General features: G+C 70.1%; 13 protein-coding genes. 9 read left to right on the top strand and 4 right to left on the bottom strand.

The features are described 5' to 3' along the window. Positions 1-59: 59 nt before the first annotated feature. On the bottom strand, positions 60-437 hold the full coding sequence (locus ACH54P_RS09425; RefSeq protein ID WP_489911959.1) for a MerR family transcriptional regulator: 378 nt from the start codon (positions 435-437) through the stop codon (positions 60-62). Positions 438-505: 68 nt separating this feature from the next. Here ACH54P_RS09425 and ACH54P_RS09420 point away from each other — a divergent pair, with 68 nt between their 5' ends. Beyond that, entirely contained in the window at positions 506-739 is a 234-nt protein-coding gene (locus tag ACH54P_RS09420; RefSeq protein WP_489911958.1) for an oxidoreductase, read from the top strand. Here the strand turns inward: ACH54P_RS09420 and ACH54P_RS09415 are convergent. The 3 genes from ACH54P_RS09415 to ACH54P_RS09405 all read right to left on the bottom strand — a co-directional run bounded on the left by ACH54P_RS09415 (position 730) and on the right by ACH54P_RS09405 (position 6,157). After that, positions 730-2,301, bottom strand: a complete 1,572-nt coding sequence (locus ACH54P_RS09415; protein ID WP_489911957.1) for a hypothetical protein — start codon at positions 2,299-2,301, stop codon at positions 730-732. The two genes, ACH54P_RS09420 and ACH54P_RS09415, sit on opposite strands and share 10 nt — an antisense overlap. A 2-nt stretch (positions 2,302-2,303) precedes the next feature. Further along, a complete protein-coding gene (locus ACH54P_RS09410; protein ID WP_489911956.1) occupies positions 2,304-4,277 on the bottom strand; it encodes a hypothetical protein in 1,974 nt (657 codons plus the stop codon). 101 nt (positions 4,278-4,378) lie between these two features. Further along, a complete protein-coding gene (locus ACH54P_RS09405) occupies positions 4,379-6,157 on the bottom strand; it encodes a sigma-54-dependent Fis family transcriptional regulator (RefSeq protein WP_489911955.1) in 1,779 nt (592 codons plus the stop codon). 183 nt (positions 6,158-6,340) lie between these two features. On the opposite strand from ACH54P_RS09405, the gene ACH54P_RS09400 reads away from it, so the two are divergent. From ACH54P_RS09400 to groL, 8 genes are all read left to right on the top strand, one after another. Next, the gene (locus ACH54P_RS09400) at positions 6,341-7,978 is read left to right on the top strand and encodes a ferritin family protein (protein ID WP_489911954.1); all 1,638 of its coding nucleotides are present in this window, start codon (positions 6,341-6,343) and stop codon (positions 7,976-7,978) included. 96 nt (positions 7,979-8,074) lie between these two features. Then, positions 8,075-9,121, top strand: a complete 1,047-nt coding sequence (locus ACH54P_RS09395) for an FAD-binding oxidoreductase (RefSeq protein ID WP_489911953.1) — start codon at positions 8,075-8,077, stop codon at positions 9,119-9,121. Between the two features lie 13 nt (positions 9,122-9,134). Continuing rightward, positions 9,135-10,238 carry an aromatic/alkene monooxygenase hydroxylase subunit beta gene (locus ACH54P_RS09390; protein ID WP_489911952.1) on the top strand — a complete coding sequence of 368 codons (1,104 nt, stop codon included), beginning with the start codon at positions 9,135-9,137 and terminating at the stop codon, positions 10,236-10,238. After that, a complete protein-coding gene (gene mimD / locus ACH54P_RS09385; RefSeq protein WP_489911951.1) occupies positions 10,235-10,585 on the top strand; it encodes a propane 2-monooxygenase effector subunit MimD in 351 nt (116 codons plus the stop codon). The genes ACH54P_RS09390 and mimD overlap by 4 nt, the downstream gene beginning before the upstream one ends. Positions 10,586-10,686: 101 nt before the next feature. Beyond that, positions 10,687-11,688, top strand: a complete 1,002-nt coding sequence (locus tag ACH54P_RS09380) for an amidohydrolase family protein (RefSeq protein WP_489911950.1) — start codon at positions 10,687-10,689, stop codon at positions 11,686-11,688. Beyond that, complete coding sequence (locus ACH54P_RS09375) at positions 11,685-12,404, top strand: iron-sulfur cluster assembly protein (RefSeq protein ID WP_489911949.1); 720 nt, start codon at positions 11,685-11,687, stop codon at positions 12,402-12,404. Before ACH54P_RS09380 ends, ACH54P_RS09375 begins: the two co-directional genes overlap by 4 nt. Continuing rightward, positions 12,401-13,426, top strand: coding sequence for an NAD(P)-dependent alcohol dehydrogenase (locus tag ACH54P_RS09370; RefSeq protein ID WP_489911948.1), 1,026 nt, complete (start codon positions 12,401-12,403; stop codon positions 13,424-13,426). Before ACH54P_RS09375 ends, ACH54P_RS09370 begins: the two co-directional genes overlap by 4 nt. Before the next feature lie 11 nt (positions 13,427-13,437). Then, positions 13,438-15,087 (top strand): chaperonin GroEL, encoded by a 1,650-nt coding sequence (gene groL / locus ACH54P_RS09365; protein WP_489911947.1) that lies wholly within the window; start codon positions 13,438-13,440, stop codon positions 15,085-15,087. The last annotated feature ends 32 nt before the right edge of the window (positions 15,088-15,119 follow it).

Here is a 15,119-nt window from a genome sequence, read left to right as displayed (position 1 = left end):
GTCGACGGTGTGCGCGGTGAGCCGGTCGCTTTCCTGGCGGCCAGCTGGGCTGAGGGCTTTCAGCCGGCTTGCGTGGCTTCGAGGCTTTCGCGGTGGGCGCGGTTCGCGGCGATGAGGCCGTCGAGGGAGTCGCGGGTGCGCGCGAGTTCGGCGATGTGCGCGGTGAGCCGGTCGCGCTCCTGCATCATCCGCTCCAGGGCGGCGTCGGAGTTGCCCTCGCTGGGCGCGTCGACGCAGGGGAGCAGCTCGGCGATGGTGCGGCTGGTGAGCCCGGCGGCGAACATCCGCTGGATGAAGTCGACCCGCTCGACGTCGCCGGTGGTGTAGTGCCGCTGCCCGCTCGCGCTGCGGGTGCTGGCCAGCAGGCCCTGCTGCTCGTAGTAGCGCAACGACCGGACGCTCACCCCCGCCCGCGCCGCCAGTTCACCGATCCGCACTGCACTCTCCCCGCTGTGACTCCGCCACGGAGGCTTTCCCCTGACACTGATGTCAGATTTTAGCGTGAGTGGCACGCCCGCTCCTACGCCGCGCCCTCGACGCCGGGTTCGACGGCGTCGAGCGGCACGGCGCCAACGGTTACCTGATCTCGCAGTTCCTGTCGTCGAACGCCAACCTGCGCACGGACCGGTACGGCGGCTCGACCGCGAACCGGATCCGGTTCGCGGCGGCCGTCGGCGGGGCTGCGCCGGGGCTGGCCGGGCACGCTCGTCGTCGACCCGGCCTGAGCCGTCACGAATAGGTCCAGTGGCCGAGCCAGGATTCGCGCCACGCCACCGTCAGCTCACTGACACCGTCCACACCGGACTGGTCCACGTGCGCCTTCCACGCCTCTTCCAGTGACGCGCAGAGCTTGGACGCGGGCAGTTCGACGCCGCCCGAGGAGAACTGGCGCAGGACCGACTTGGGGACGGCCAGCTTCGCCTTGCCCCGGACCACCGACTGCTCGGTGGCGCGGCAGATGAGGTACTCGACGGTGGCCAGGTCGCCCGCCGAGGCCGTGGTCTCCGCGGTGGGCACCTGGGGCGCGATCTGCGCCAGCGCGCGGTACAGGCAGTCCAGCGGAGCCGCGAGCCCCTTGTGCTGGCGGGCGATCTCCCACGAAACCCACACGGCCATGCAGTCCGGCATCTGGTAGGGCCGGTAGGGAAACGCGGGGCCGGTGAAGGTCTGGTAGTCGCTCGTCGGGTCGGGTGCGGCCGAACCCGGCCCGTCCGGGTCGGGTGGCAGGCCGAGCCGCTTGAACAGCTCGCGCAGCAGCTTGTGCGGCCGGGCCGGGGTCGAGGACTCGCCGAGCAGCTTGCCGAGGATGCGGTTGAGCCGGTCGGCGGCCACGCCGTGGATCGCCAGCTGCAGGTGGACGAACGCCACGTCCGACAACGTCGTGCCCGCGCAGCCGACCACCCCCACCTGGGGATAGCGCTGCAGGAAGGAGACGATGGCGTGCGTGGAGCCGATCCGCGCGGGTCCGACGAAGGTCACCGGCAGGCACGTGCCGATCCGCTGGCGGGACCGGAGGTCGCCCTTGTACAGCGGCGAAAACTCGCCGTCGGCGTGGTAGACCTCGAACCAGTTGCCCTGCCGGTGACCCGGGCGCGTGTCGGCGAGCCAGAAGCTGTACCCGTGCTTCTCGCACAGCTCCCGGAACCGGTCGGCCAGCTCGAACCGCGCGGCGACGGAGACGTCCCGCAGCGCGATCGCGAACCGGACGGCCAGCGACGCGCACGGCGGCGCGACCTCCTTGCGGGTGCGGAGATCGTGGTTGCGGGTCTTCACGATCGTCGGCAGCTGGGCCGGGCACTGCAGCGACAGCAGCGGCGCGTCGATGAGCGAGGAGGCCGCGTCCGAGATCTCCTTCACCAGGTCGCGGATGGCCAGGCCGTGCCACTCGCACACCTCGCGCGCCGCCGGGTCGATCGCGATCAGGCCCTCGAAGGTCTGCGCGGACTCGTAGATGAACGTCGGGTTGGGCGAGGTCGTCTGGTGGAAGACCCAGCCGCCCGCGTTCTGCTGCGGGCGTTCCGCCGGCTGCTGGCCGTCGACGCGCTCGACCACCTCGGTGCCGTCCAGGGGCTTGCGGGTGCGGGTGCCGATCACGACGCCGGCGCCGTTGGTGGCCGAGCACAGCGTTTCCAGGAAGACCGCGCTTTCGGAGCCCGTGGTCACGAGTTCGCGCAGGTAGCCGTGGCGGGCCATCGCGTGGTGCACCTCGAAGTCCACTTTGGTCACCGGCTGCCGCGCTATCTCGAAGCCGGCCCGGGCCAGGTCGGCCACGTTGCGCACGGAGATCCGCTGGGTGCGCATCCTCACCACCCCCCGGACGAGTCGAACCGCACGTCGGCTTCCAGCGGCTCGCGGCGGTCCCGTGACCCGTTGCCCGCCCACCGCGGCACCCCGATGCGGGACAACGGTGTCGCCGATTCGCGCCACGACGCCCGGCTGAACAGCACGAGCGCGGCGAGCACCGGCAGTCCCACCGCGATCGTGAGCGTGACCTGCACGACCTCGCCCCGGCTCTGCGCCGCGACGGACGCGGCGAACCCGGCGACGGCCGCGATGCTCAGCTGGACGAGCGCCTGCGGCAGCGTGCCCAGGTAGCCGAGCACGGTGCGGCGCGGCGGCAGCGACAGGCGGCTGTAGAGGAAACCCGGCAACAGCAGCAGCATGGTGATCACGGACTGGCCGTCGCCGATGTGGCCGAGGGCCTCGGTGGCGGCCCGGCCGTACGGCCACGGGCTGCCCACCAGCAGCCAGCCGAGCACGAACGAGACGGTCGCGACGGCCAGCGCGTAGAACGTCACGTTGAGCGGGCCGGACTTCGTGGAGTCCTTGAGCACGAGCGTCGCGCGCACCCGCACGTGGTCGCCGCGCGGGTCGCGGCCGCCGGACCGGCGCCAGTACGCCCGCGCTTCGTTGTCGGCGATCCCGTTGACCAGGACGAGGTCCTGGCCGAACTCCCGGTCGGTCAGCTCCCGCGCGGCCTCGCGGAGGTTCGCGGCGGTGAACTCCGGGTGCCGCCGCAGGGAGTTGTCCAGCTCGCCCGAGTCCGTCCGCACCGCCTCGCCCGTCGTGGCCGCGGCGGCGAGCCGGTGGCAGGCCGGCAGGGCGCGCGGGGACAGTTCGACCCCGGACTGGCCCGCCTCCCACTTGCGCCGGCGGACCAGGTCGGCGAGCCGGCGCAGCACGGTCTGCGCCTGCAGTTCCAGGATCTTGTGCCGGGCGCCGTCGGCTTCCTGCAGCGGGGCGGCGTCCTGCCGTTCGGCCAGCGAGACCAGGTCTTCGGCCAGGCCGTCCACCTGGTGCTGGTCGGCGTCGGTGGACAGGTACATCCGGGAGATCTCGGCCTCCGGCGCGGTCCGGGCCACCAGGTGGTAGGACTTCAGCGTGGCCGGGATCATGGTCTCGTAGCTCACGACGTACCCGCGGCGGCTGGAGGCCAGCCGCCGCCACTGCTCCTTCGCCAGCGGCTGGCGCGCGTCGACGTGCAGCGGGGTTTCGTAGCTGAGCCGGTGTTCCTCGACCGAGTCGTCCAGGGCCACGACGAGCATGTAGTCGCGGACCGCGACGTTCAGCAGGTACGCGTATTCGACCAGCAGCTCGGAACAGCCGGTGAGGATGTCCAGCGCCAGTTCCCGGCACTGCCGCCCGTACCCGGGAACCGTGCCGCCGGCCGGGGCCAGCGCGAACTCCTGCTCGGGGTGGTTCCGCTCGGTGAGCAGCGTCAGCAGCGCCTGCTGGATGAGCCAGCGCGGTTCGTGCACCTGGAACAGGAAGGTGTTCAGCTCGTGCTTGGCGGTCTGGGCGTTTTCGTCGCTGGCGAGGATCCCGCGCAGCAGCCGGTAGAGCCCGGCGGCGACCAGCCGGGACGCCTCGTGCTGGGTGAGCCGCGGCAGCTTCTGGCCCGCGCTGTCGAACACGTCGATGGGGGAGACGTCCCGGCGGGGCAGCCGGGCCAGCGGCACCCACAGCGAACGGTGCCGTGCCGGCCTCGAGGCGGCGCGCTCGCCGTGTTCCTGGCCGATGAGGTCCTGCAGCTGCGCGGTGGCCTGGCGCTGCCCCTCGTCGAGGAGCTTGAGGCTGACGTCGACCTCGGTGCTCCGGCGTGCCGTCCCGTGCTCGACCACGGTCAGGCGCTCGGTCAGCCGGCGCACGTGGTTGAGCCGCAACGAGGTGTCCAGGAGCGCCAGCCCGACGGCCGCGCCTTCCCGGGACAGGCGGGGCGGGGCGCCGGGAATGGGGATCGTCTCGATGGCGTGCCGGAGACTGTCGATGCCGTCCACACCACTGAGAGTAAGAGGTGGTGCGCTGGGAGACAGAGAGTTGGCGAAACGCGCCGAAATACCCTCGAATGCCGCAACGGGTGAGCCGGACGACCGCGCGCTCAGGAATGTTCGGGCACGATGCCGAACGCCCGGATCTTGCGGTAGATCGTGGCCCGGGACATGCCGAGGTCGGCCGCCGCGCGCTCCTTGTTGCCGCGGTGGGCCGCGAGGCTGCGCACGATGGCGTCGCGCTCGATCGTCTCCAGCTTGGTCAGCTGGCGCCGGGTGAACGTCCGGCACTCCGCGGGGAGGTCGGCGACTTCGATCGTCCCGGTCCGCCGCTGCCGGGCCGCCTCGGCCAGCACCTGGTCGAGCCGGCGGACGTTGCCCGTCCACGGCAGCCGCATGAGCCGGCGCAGGCAGGCGTCCGAGACCGTGAGGGCTCGGTTGTTCGCGTGCCGGGACAGCAGGTGCGGCACGAGGAGGCGCAGGTCCTCGATCCGGTGGCGCAGCGGGGGCACCTCGACCGTGTGCGCGAAGAACGGCATCAGCGATCCCCGCACGTCGGCTTCGGCCGGGCCGTCGCCCAGGGTGACCGCGACCCAGGCCGGTGCCCGGTCCGGCGGAGCTCCCTGCCAGGTGGTGAACAGGTCGGTGAGCCGCTGCAGCCCGTCGCCGGTGAGGGCGTCGGCGTGCTGCAGGACCACGGCCGGCGGGTTCCCGCGGGTCACGTCGTCGGCCAGGGCGTGCACCCACTCGTCGTGGTCGCCGGCGGCCGCGCAGTCGACAACCAGCGGGCGACGTCCGTGCCGGAGCGCGACGGCCCGCGCCACGGTCGTCTTCCCGGTGCCGGGCTCGCCGCTCAGCACCAGCCAGTCCCCGGCGGCGAAGCTCGCGTCGGCGGCCGCGCCCGCCTGGCGCCACTGCGGGCTGGTGCCGACCACGCCCGGCAGCTGCAGGTCGGCGCGCCAGGAGGGGCGCCGCGAGGCGGCCTGGTTCTTGACCCGGAACACCCCGCCCGCGAGCGTGGAGCCGCTGTACACCGGCCGGTACTCCAGCCGGGCGACCACGCCGGAGGGCAGGTCGGCCACGATGGTCGCGGGCTTCGTCGACCCGGCCATGTCCGCCGTGTGGGTGAGCAGCGCCGCGCGGTCGGTCACGTCGTAGAGCTCTTCGGCGTGGCTGTTGACCATGACGACGTCCTGGTTGACGGCCATGATCGCCCCCGAGCCGCGCTGGCAGGAGGCGAGGTACTCGCGGAAGAGGCTCAGTTCGCGGGCCCCGGTGCTGGCCAGCATCGCCTCCTCGATCCGCTTGGCCGTCGTCCGCGCCAGGGTCAGCAGCAGCGGGCCCGACGTCTCGGCCCAGGAAGTCAGGTCGAGGACCCCGACCAGGTGACCCCGGATCGGGTGAATGATCGGCGCTCCGGCGCATTCGAAGTCCGTGAGGCTGCTGTTGAAGTGCTCGAAACCGGACACGAGTACCGATTTCTGGCACTCCAGCGCGGTGCCGATCCCGTTGGTCCCCACCGAGTTCTCGGCGTAGCTGTACCCCGGGGCGAGCGAGACCCCGTCCAACCCGGAGTTCAGGGCCCGGTCCGTGCTGAGCCGGCTCACCACCAGGCCGTTCGCGTCGGTCAGCAGGATGGCGACGGGGTGCGTGGCGAGCTCGGCGGACAGGTTCGCCAGCACCGGCTTGGCGCTGTGGACCAGCAGGCTCTCTTCGTCGTGGTCGGAGACGAAGACCGGATCCGGCTGTTCCGCGTCGACCTGGTGCTCGAGGGCCCGGCGCCACGACGCCGTGATGACGTCCCGCACGCCGGGGACCTCGGGCAGGGGGCGCGACAGGAACATCTCCCGCAGGTCGCGCATCGGCTGCTCGCCTCGCGTCGTCACCACCACCGTCTCCTTCGACGTCCGGGGCCGGGGGCTCGGCTCTGGGCCACCCGCGGGGTCATCGTGCCCCGGTTCCGCGGATCGCTTGGTCTCACATTGAGACAGAAGGCGGGTGCGATCCGCAACACACTCTGCCGGTCAGACACACGGCCGGGCTGAGAGACCCCGGTTTCGAGGAGGCCGATTTTGAGCAGGCAGAGTCTCACCAAGGCGCACAACAAGATCACGGAACTGTCGTGGGAGCCGACGTTCGCCACGCCGGCGACCCGCTTCGGCACGGACTACACGTTCGAGAAGGCGCCCAAAAAGGACCCTCTCAAGCAGATCATGCGGTCCTACTTCCCGATGGAGGAGGAGAAGGACAACCGGGTCTTCGGGGCCATGGACGGCGCGATCCGGGGCAACATGTTCCGGCAGGTGCAGCAGCGCTGGCTCGAATGGCAGAAGCTGTTCCTCTCGATCATCCCGTTCCCGGAGATCTCCGCCGCCCGGGCGATGCCGATGGCCATCGACGCGGTGCCGAACCCGGAGATCCACAACGGACTCGCGGTGCAGATGATCGACGAGGTCCGGCACTCGACGATCCAGATGAACCTCAAGAAGCTGTACATGAACAACTACATCGACCCGGCCGGGTTCGACATCACCGAGAAGGCGTTCGCGAACAACTACGCGGGCACCATCGGCCGCCAGTTCGGCGAGGGGTTCATCACCGGTGACGCGATCACCGCGGCGAACATCTACCTCACGGTGGTCGCGGAAACGGCGTTCACCAACACGCTGTTCGTGGCGATGCCGGACGAGGCCGCGGCCAACGGCGACTACCTGCTGCCGACGGTGTTCCACTCGGTGCAGTCCGACGAGTCCCGGCACATCAGCAACGGCTACTCCATCCTCCTGATGGCGCTGGCCGACGAGCGCAACCGCCCGCTGCTCGAGCGCGACCTGCGCTACGCGTGGTGGAACAACCACTGCGTGGTCGACGCCGCCATCGGCACCTTCATCGAGTACGGCACCAAGGACCGCCGCAAGGACCGCGAGTCCTACGCCGAGATGTGGCGCCGCTGGATCTACGACGACTACTACCGCAGCTACCTGCTGCCGCTGGAGAAGTACGGCCTGGTCATCCCGCACGACCTGGTCGAGGAGGCGTGGAACCGGATCACGAACAAGTTCTACGTCCACCGCGTCGCGCAGTTCTTCGCGACCGGCTGGCCGGTGAACTACTGGCGGATCGACGGCATGACCGACACCGACTTCGAGTGGTTCGAGGACAAGTACCCGGGCTGGTACGAGCAGTTCGGCAAGTGGTGGGAGGCCTACAACCGGCTGCGCTACCCGGGCCGGAACAAGCCGATCGCGTTCGAGGACGTCGGCTACGAGTACCCGCACCGCTGCTGGACGTGCATGGTGCCCGCCCTCGTCCGGGAGGACCTGGTGGTCGACAAGGTCGACGGGCAGTGGCGGACCTACTGCTCGGAGACCTGTGCCTGGACGGACAAGGTCGCCTTCCGGCCGGAGTACGAGGGCCGGGACACCCCCAACATGGGCCGCCTCACCGGGCAGCGCGAATGGGAGACCCTGCACCACGGCCGGGACCTCGCCGACATCGTCAAGGACCTCGGCTACGTCCGCGACGACGGGAAGACGCTCATCCCGCAGCCGCACCTGGACCTCGACAACCCGAAGAAGCTCTGGACGCTCGACAACCTGAAGGGCATCCAGTTCGGCAGCCCGAACGTGACCCTCAACCAGATGACCGACGCCGAACGCGAGCAGTGGGCCGCGGCCTACCGCGCCAACCGCAACGTCGCGCACGCCTGACGGTTTTGTGGACCAGCGGCCGGCGGGCGGCGGCCACCGACCTCCACCGGGTCGCCGACGGCCCCCGCCGGCCGCTCCCGAGAATCGAGAGACCCCATGGCCGACAAGCATCGCATCTCCTTCGAACCCGTCGACATCGAAATGGAGGTCGGCGAGGACGAGAAGATCCTCGACGCGGCGTTCCGCCAGGGCATCCACCTGATGCACGGCTGCCGTGAGGGGCAGTGCTCGGCGTGCAAGTCCTACGTCCTGGACGGCGAAATCCAGATGGAGCGCTACTCGACGTTCGCCTGCAACGACGCCGAGGTCCAGGAAGGGTACGTGCTGCTGTGCCGGGCGCACGCCTTCAGCGACTGCACGATCGAGCTGCTCAACTTCGACGAGGAGGAACTGCTCAACTCCGCGCCGCTGCAGGAGGTCCGGACCGAGGTCGTCGAGATCGTCGCGCACACGCACGACATCGTGGGCCTCAAGCTCAAGCCGGTCGACCCGGCCGGGTACGAGTTCAAGCCCGGTCAGTACGCCGACCTGACCATCCCGGGCAGTGACGAGCACCGGTCGTTCTCGATGGCGACGACACCGTCCACTAAGGACCACATCGAGTTCGTCATCAAGAAGTACCCGGGCGGCCGGTTCTCGTCGTTGCTGGACGACGGGCTCGCGGTCGGCGACACGATCGAGCTGACCGGGCCGTACGGCAACTTCACGCTCAAGAACGGGCACGCCCTGCCCCTGGTGCTCATGGCGGGCGGGGCCGGCATGGCGCCCGTGCTCGGCCTGCTGCGGCACCTGAGCGCGACCGGTGACCCCCGCCGGATCCGGTTCTACTACGGCGCCCGCACGCCCGCGGACCTGTTCTACCTGGACGAGATCCGCGCGCTGGGTGAACGGCTCGCGGACTTCGGGTTCGTCGTCGCCCTCTCGGAGTCCGGGGAAGGTGCCGCCGGGCTCGGCGTCCGCGCCGAGCGGGGGATGGTCACGGACGTCGTCGAAGCCGCGGAGCCGGAGCTGCACCGGAGCGAGGTCTACCTGTGCGGGCCCCCGCCGATGGTCGACGCCGCACTGGCTCTGGCCGCACGCCGGGGAGTTCCGGACGACCAGGTGTTCTACGACAAGTTCACGACCTCGGTCCACGACGAGTAAGAGGAGACAGCACATGGCAACACCCGCGCCCAAGGTGCGCAGCTTCCCGAAGGTGGAGTTCACCGACTCCGAAGCCGGCGCCCTGGAGTTCCCCAGCTCCAAGAGCCGGACCTTCACCTACTTCAAGCCGGCCAAACTGCGGGCGACCGTCTACGAGGACGTCACCGTCGACGTCCAGCCGGACCCCGGGCGGCACCTGTCCCAGGGCTGGATCTACGGCTTCGGTGACGGGCCCGGCGGGTACCCGCCGGAGTGGACACGGGCGAAGTCCGCCGACTGGCACGCCTTCCTCGACCCCAACGAGGAGTGGGAGCAGACCATCTACCGCAACAACTCCGCGGTGGTGCGCCAGGTGTCGCTGGGGCTGGAGAACGCCAAGCGCGCCGGCGCGTACGGCAACTGGAACCCCGCCTGGCAGAAGTTCATCGCCCGCAACCTGGGCGCGTGGATGCACGCCGAGAACGGGATGGCGCTGCACGTGTTCACCTCGATCCAGCGCTCCGGCCCGACGAACATGATCAACACCGCGGTGGCCGTCAACGCGGCGCACAAGATGCGGTTCGCCCAGGACCTCGCCCTGTTCAACCTGGACCTGTCCGAGTCGCTGGACACCTTCGACGGCGGGGTCCACAAGGAGGTGTGGCAGTCGGCCGAGGAGTGGCAGCCGACCCGGCGGGTCGTGGAGGAGCTGACCGCGGTCGGCGACTGGGCCGAGCTGCTGTTCGGCACCAACGTCGTGTTCGAGCAGCTGGTCGGGCAGCTCTTCCGGTCCGAGCTGGTGATGCAGATCTCGGCCAAGAACGGCGACTACATCACGCCGACCATCGTCGGCACCGGCGAGTACGACTACAGCCGCGACCTCGCCTACACCCGGTCCCTCTTCCAGCTGCTCACGCGCGACGAGCAGTTCGGCGCCGGGAACAAGGAGCAGTTCGGGCAGTGGCTCTCGACCTGGGTGCCGCGGTGCCTGGACGCCGCGCTCGCGCTGCAGCCGATCTGGTCGCAGCCGGCGGAGAAGGCGCGCACGTTCGCCGACTCGTTCGCCGCGACCAAGGAGAAGTTCGCCCAGCTCCTCGAGGAGATCGGGCTCGACGTTCCGAAGGAGTTGGACCAGTGAGCGGTTCCCTGCAGTTCGGTGCGCAGACCGCGTCGTCGAACATGTGCGGCGTCACCCTGATGAACACCCCGATCGGCCGCGTGGTCGCCGACGTGATGGGCGCCAAGGACGGCGTCACCCTCGTCGAGTACCCGTCCATGATCCGCGTGGACGGCACGAAGGTGCTGGAGTTCGACTACGACGAGCTGACCGACGCACTCGGCCAGCCGTTCGACGGCTCGATCTTCGAGGAGATCAGCTCGACCCACTACGGGCGCATGGTGCACCTGGACGACCGCACCCTGCTCTTCGCCAACCCGGAGGACGCCGCCGAGTACATCGGCTTCGACCTCCTCGCCCACGGCTGACCGCCGGAACCGTTCCGACCGTGGTGGCGGGAGCCCGGGAAAGCCCCGCCACCACGGTTCCCCACCACCACCCCCAGCACGCCGAAGGACGAGGATCTCCGATGTACGAAAAAGCGGGCGAGCAGTACTACGTCGTCGACGCGCACATTGCGCTCTGGGACGGCCGGGCCGAAAACCAGCTCAACGTCCACGGCAAGCAGTTCATCGACTGCTTCTACGACTACCACCGCAACCTCAGCCCCGAGGACGTCGTCTGGGACTACGACACCTACACCTACTACGGCGGCGACCGCCTCATGAAGGACCTGTTCCAGGACGGCTACGTCGACCACGCCATCTTCCAGCCGGCGCGGCTGGGCGAGTTCTACAAGAACGGGTTCGGGCAGACCGAGGAAGCGCTGGAGCTCACCGCGCGTCACCCGGACAAGCTGACCTACAACCACAACTGGGACCCGCGGTTCGAGCAGGCGGGCCTGGAGCAGCTGCGCCGCGACGCCGAGCGGATGAACCTCAAGGGCGTCAAGCTGTACACGGCCGAGTGGCACGGCGACTCGCGGGGGTACAAGCTCGACAACCCGTGGTCGCGCCGCTACCTCGAAGAGTGCCTCGCGCTGGGCATCAAGAACATCCACGTCCACAAGGGACCGACGATCCGCCCGCTCGACCGGGACGCCTTCGACGTCGCCGACATCGACAAGGTCGCCACCGACTACACCGAGCTGAACTTCATCGTCGAGCACGTCGGCCTGCCGCGCCTGGAGGATTTCTGCTGGATCGCGACCCAGGAATCGAACGTCTACGGCGGGCTCGCGGTCGCGATGCCCTTCATCCACACGCGGCCGAAGTACTTCGCGCAGATCATCGGCGAGCTGCTGTACTGGATCGGCGAGGACAAGATCCTCTTCTCGAGCGATTACGCGCTGTGGACGCCGAAGTGGCTCATCGAGAGCTTCGTCGACTTCGAGATCCCCGCGGACCTGCCCGAGTACCCCGCGCTCACCGTCGAACAGAAGAAGAAGATCCTCGGGCTCAACGCGGCCGCGCTGTACGACCTGGAGGTCCCCCGGCAGCTGCGGCTGCCCGCCGCGGCGGGTGCGCGATGACCACCGCGGTGTCGGTGGAGGCCGAGGTGCTCGCGGCACTGGCGACCGTGCTCGACCCCGAGCTGGACCAGCCGGTGACCGAGCTCGGTTTCGTCCGCTCGGTGGCGATCGACGACGGGGGGGTCGAGGTGCACCTGCGGCTGCCGACCTCGTTCTGCGCCCCCAACTTCGCGTTCCTGATGGTCTCCGACGCCTACGACGCACTGGCCGAGGTGCCCGCCGTCGGCCGGATCCGGGTGTTCCTCGACGACCACCACGATTCCGAGAAGATCAACCGGGGGCTGGCCGCCGGGGCCGGTTACGTCGGCACGTTCGGCGTCGAGGCGGAGAACGACCTGGACGAGCTGCGCGGCACCTTCCGGCGCAAGGCGCACTTCGCGGCGATGGAGCGGTGCTGCCGGGCGGCGCTGGCGGGTGGGGCCTGGACGCTCGAAGAGCTGCCGCTGCTGGAGCTGTTCGACCTGCCCGAAGACCCGCTGAAGTCGGCGCTGCTGCGGCGGCGCGAGGCCATCGGCCTGCCGACGGACTCGCACGCACGCGTGTTCGTCGGCCACGACGGCGAGCCGATCGCGAAGCCGGATGCCGCCCTGTGGCTGCGCCTGGCCGCCGCCACCCGCGTGTCCATCGAGGGCAACGCGCACTTCTGCCGCGGGTTGCTGGCCACCCGCTACGACGAGGCCGGCCTCGTCGTCACCAACACCAGGAGCCGCTCGTGAAAGCCGTCCAGGTCACCGGGTACCACCGGAACCTCGAACTCCGCGACGTCGGGGAACCCAAGATCACCGGCGCCTTGGACGTCGTGGTGAAGGTGGGCGCCGCGGGCGTGTGCCGGACCGACCTCCACATCCTCGAAGGCCAGTGGGCGGAGAAGTCCGGCGTCGGCCTGCCGTACACGATCGGCCACGAGAACGCCGGCTGGGTGCACGCGATCGGGGACGCCGTGACGAACGTGGCGGTGGGGGACAAGGTGATCCTGCACCCCCTGATCACGTGCGGTCTGTGCCGCGCCTGCCGGCTCGGCGACGACGTGCACTGCGAGAACTCGCGGTTCCCCGGGATCGACACCCACGGCGGGTACGCCGAGTACCTGCTGACGTCGGCGCGCTCCTGCGTCAAGCTGGCCGACAGCCTCGAACCCGCCGACGTCGCCGCGCTCGCCGACGCCGGGCTCACCGCCCAGCACGCCGCCGCGAAGGCCGCGCGGGTGCTGCGCCCGGGCGACGTCTGCGTGATCATCGGCGCCGGTGGGCTCGGGCACATCGGCATCCAGTGCCTGAAGGCGATGAGCGCGGCGACGCTCGTCGTCGTCGACCGGAACCCGGCCGCGCTCGCGCTGGCCTCGGAGGTCGGCGCCGACGTCACCGTCGTGGCCGACGGGTCCCATGTGGACGCGGTCCTCGAGCTGACCGGCGGGCACGGCGCGGAGGTGGTCCTCGACTTCGTCGGCGAAGGCGGATCGACGTCCGAAGGCGTCCGGATGCTGCGTCGCGCGGGGAACTACTACGTCATCGGGTACGGCGAAAACCTCGACGTGCCGACCATCGACGTCATTTCCACGGAAATCAACTTCGTGGGCAACCTCGTCGGCTCCTACGCGGATCTGCAGGACCTGATGGTGCTGGCCGCGCAGGGCAAGGTGAAGCTGCACACCGCGCGGTACCGGCTGGAGGACTTCCAGCGGGCGATCGACGATCTGAGCGCGGGCAAGGTCCGCGGCCGGGCAATTCTCATCCCCTGAAAGGAAAGAACATGGCGAAGGAGCTGCGGTTCAGCGTCGACGCACGGCGCCAGCTCGAGCTGGGCGTCAACACCCTGGCCGACGCGGTGAAGGTCACCCTCGGCCCCAAGGGCCGCAACGCGGTGCTGGAGAAGCTGACCGGACCACCGACCATCACCAACGACGGCGTGACCATCGCCCGGGAGGTCCAGTTGCGGGAGCCGTTCGCCAACATGGGCGCCCAGCTGGTCAAGGAAGTCGCGATGAAGACCAACGGCGTGGTGGGGGACGGGACCACCACCGCCACCGTCCTCGCCCAGGCGATGGTGCGGGAGGGGCTGGCCGCGCTCGGCGAAGGGGCGAACCCCATGCGGGTGCGCCGGGGCATCGAGGAGACCGTCGAGGCGATCGTCGAGTACCTGCGCAAGTCCGCCAGCGCGGTCGCCGGCGAGGCCGAGCTGGAGCGGATCGCGACGCTCGCGGCGAGCGACGACGAACGGATCGGCGGCGTGATCGCGCAGGCGCTGGCCGCCGTCGGGCGGGAAGGCGTCGTCGAGGTCGAAGAGTCCGACGAACCGGGGCTGAGCGTCGAGCTGGTCGACGGGATCGAGTTCGACCACGGCTACACCTCGCCCTACATGGTCACCGACCGGGACCGGATGGAGGCGAGCTTCGACAACCCCGTCATCCTGCTGACCAACAAGAAGATCAGCCAGGTGCAGGAGCTGATGCCCACCGTGGAGGCGGCCCGGCGCGCCGACCGGCCCCTGGTGGTCTTCGCGGAGAACGTCGACGGCCCGGCCCTGCAGATGATCGTCGCCGGGAACGTGCACGGCACCTTCCCGGCGGTCGTGGTCCGCGCCCCCGGCTTCGGGCACCGCCGGCTGGCCGAGCTGGAGGACCTGGCCGCGGCGCTCGGCGGGCGGGTGGTCAGCGAGGACTCCGGCGTCACCCTCACCGACGTCACGGAACGCGACCTCGGCCGGTGTGAGCACATCACGATCACCGAGGACACGACGACGATCATCGGCGGCGCCGGCGACGAGGCGGCCGTGCGGGCCCGCATCGGCCAGCTGGAGAAGCAGCTCGGCCGGGCCCGGATCGAACACGACCAGGACAGCCTCCGGTTGCGCATCGCCCGGCTTTCCGGCCGCGTCGCCGTCGTCCGGGTGGGTGCGGCGACCAGCGTCGAGCTCAAGGAGCGGATGCTGCGGGTCGACGACTCCCTGGCGGCCGCCAGGGCCGCCCTGGAGGAAGGGGTGGTCGCCGGCGGTGGTGCGGCGCTGGCGCAGGCCGCGACGGCCGTCGACCTGCCCGGCCTCGACGGCGATGCCGCGCAGGGGCGCGAGATCGTGCGCCGGGCGCTCGGGGAACCGCTGCGCTGGATCGCGGCCAACGCCGGCTACGACGGCGCGGAAGTCCTCGAACGCGTCGCCGGCATGGAGAACGGCCACGGGTTCGACGCTCTCGCCGGGGAGTACGTCGACCTCTTCGCCGCGGGTGTCATCGACCCGCTCAAGGTGACCCGGTCGGCCCTGGAGAGCGCCGCGTCCATCGCGGCGCTGCTGATCACCACGGAGACCGCGGTCGTCGAAGAGGTGCTGGTCAACCCGGGCGCGATCATCGCACCGGGCGTCGGCGACCTCGCCGAAGGCATGGTCCGCCCGTCGAACATCTACTAGGAACCCGAACGCCGGGTGCGTCCCTCCGCGGG

Source organism: Amycolatopsis sp. N2S4-7 (assembly GCF_058119595.1).
The sequence above is the reverse complement of the archived record's forward strand: the minus strand, read 5'-3'. Positions and strand labels throughout refer to the sequence as shown.

Excerpts from the sequence above, each read along its gene's own strand:
- ACH54P_RS09415 (WP_489911957.1), bottom strand. The coding sequence starts at position 2,301 with ATGCGCACCCAGCGGATCTCCGTGCGCAACGTGGCCGACCTGGCCCGG.
- ACH54P_RS09395 (WP_489911953.1), top strand. The coding sequence starts at position 8,075 with ATGGCCGACAAGCATCGCATCTCCTTCGAACCCGTCGACATCGAAATG.
- ACH54P_RS09390 (WP_489911952.1), top strand. The coding sequence starts at position 9,135 with ATGGCAACACCCGCGCCCAAGGTGCGCAGCTTCCCGAAGGTGGAGTTC.
- ACH54P_RS09380 (WP_489911950.1), top strand. The coding sequence starts at position 10,687 with ATGTACGAAAAAGCGGGCGAGCAGTACTACGTCGTCGACGCGCACATT.
- ACH54P_RS09375 (WP_489911949.1), top strand. The coding sequence starts at position 11,685 with ATGACCACCGCGGTGTCGGTGGAGGCCGAGGTGCTCGCGGCACTGGCG.
- groL (WP_489911947.1), top strand. The coding sequence starts at position 13,438 with ATGGCGAAGGAGCTGCGGTTCAGCGTCGACGCACGGCGCCAGCTCGAG.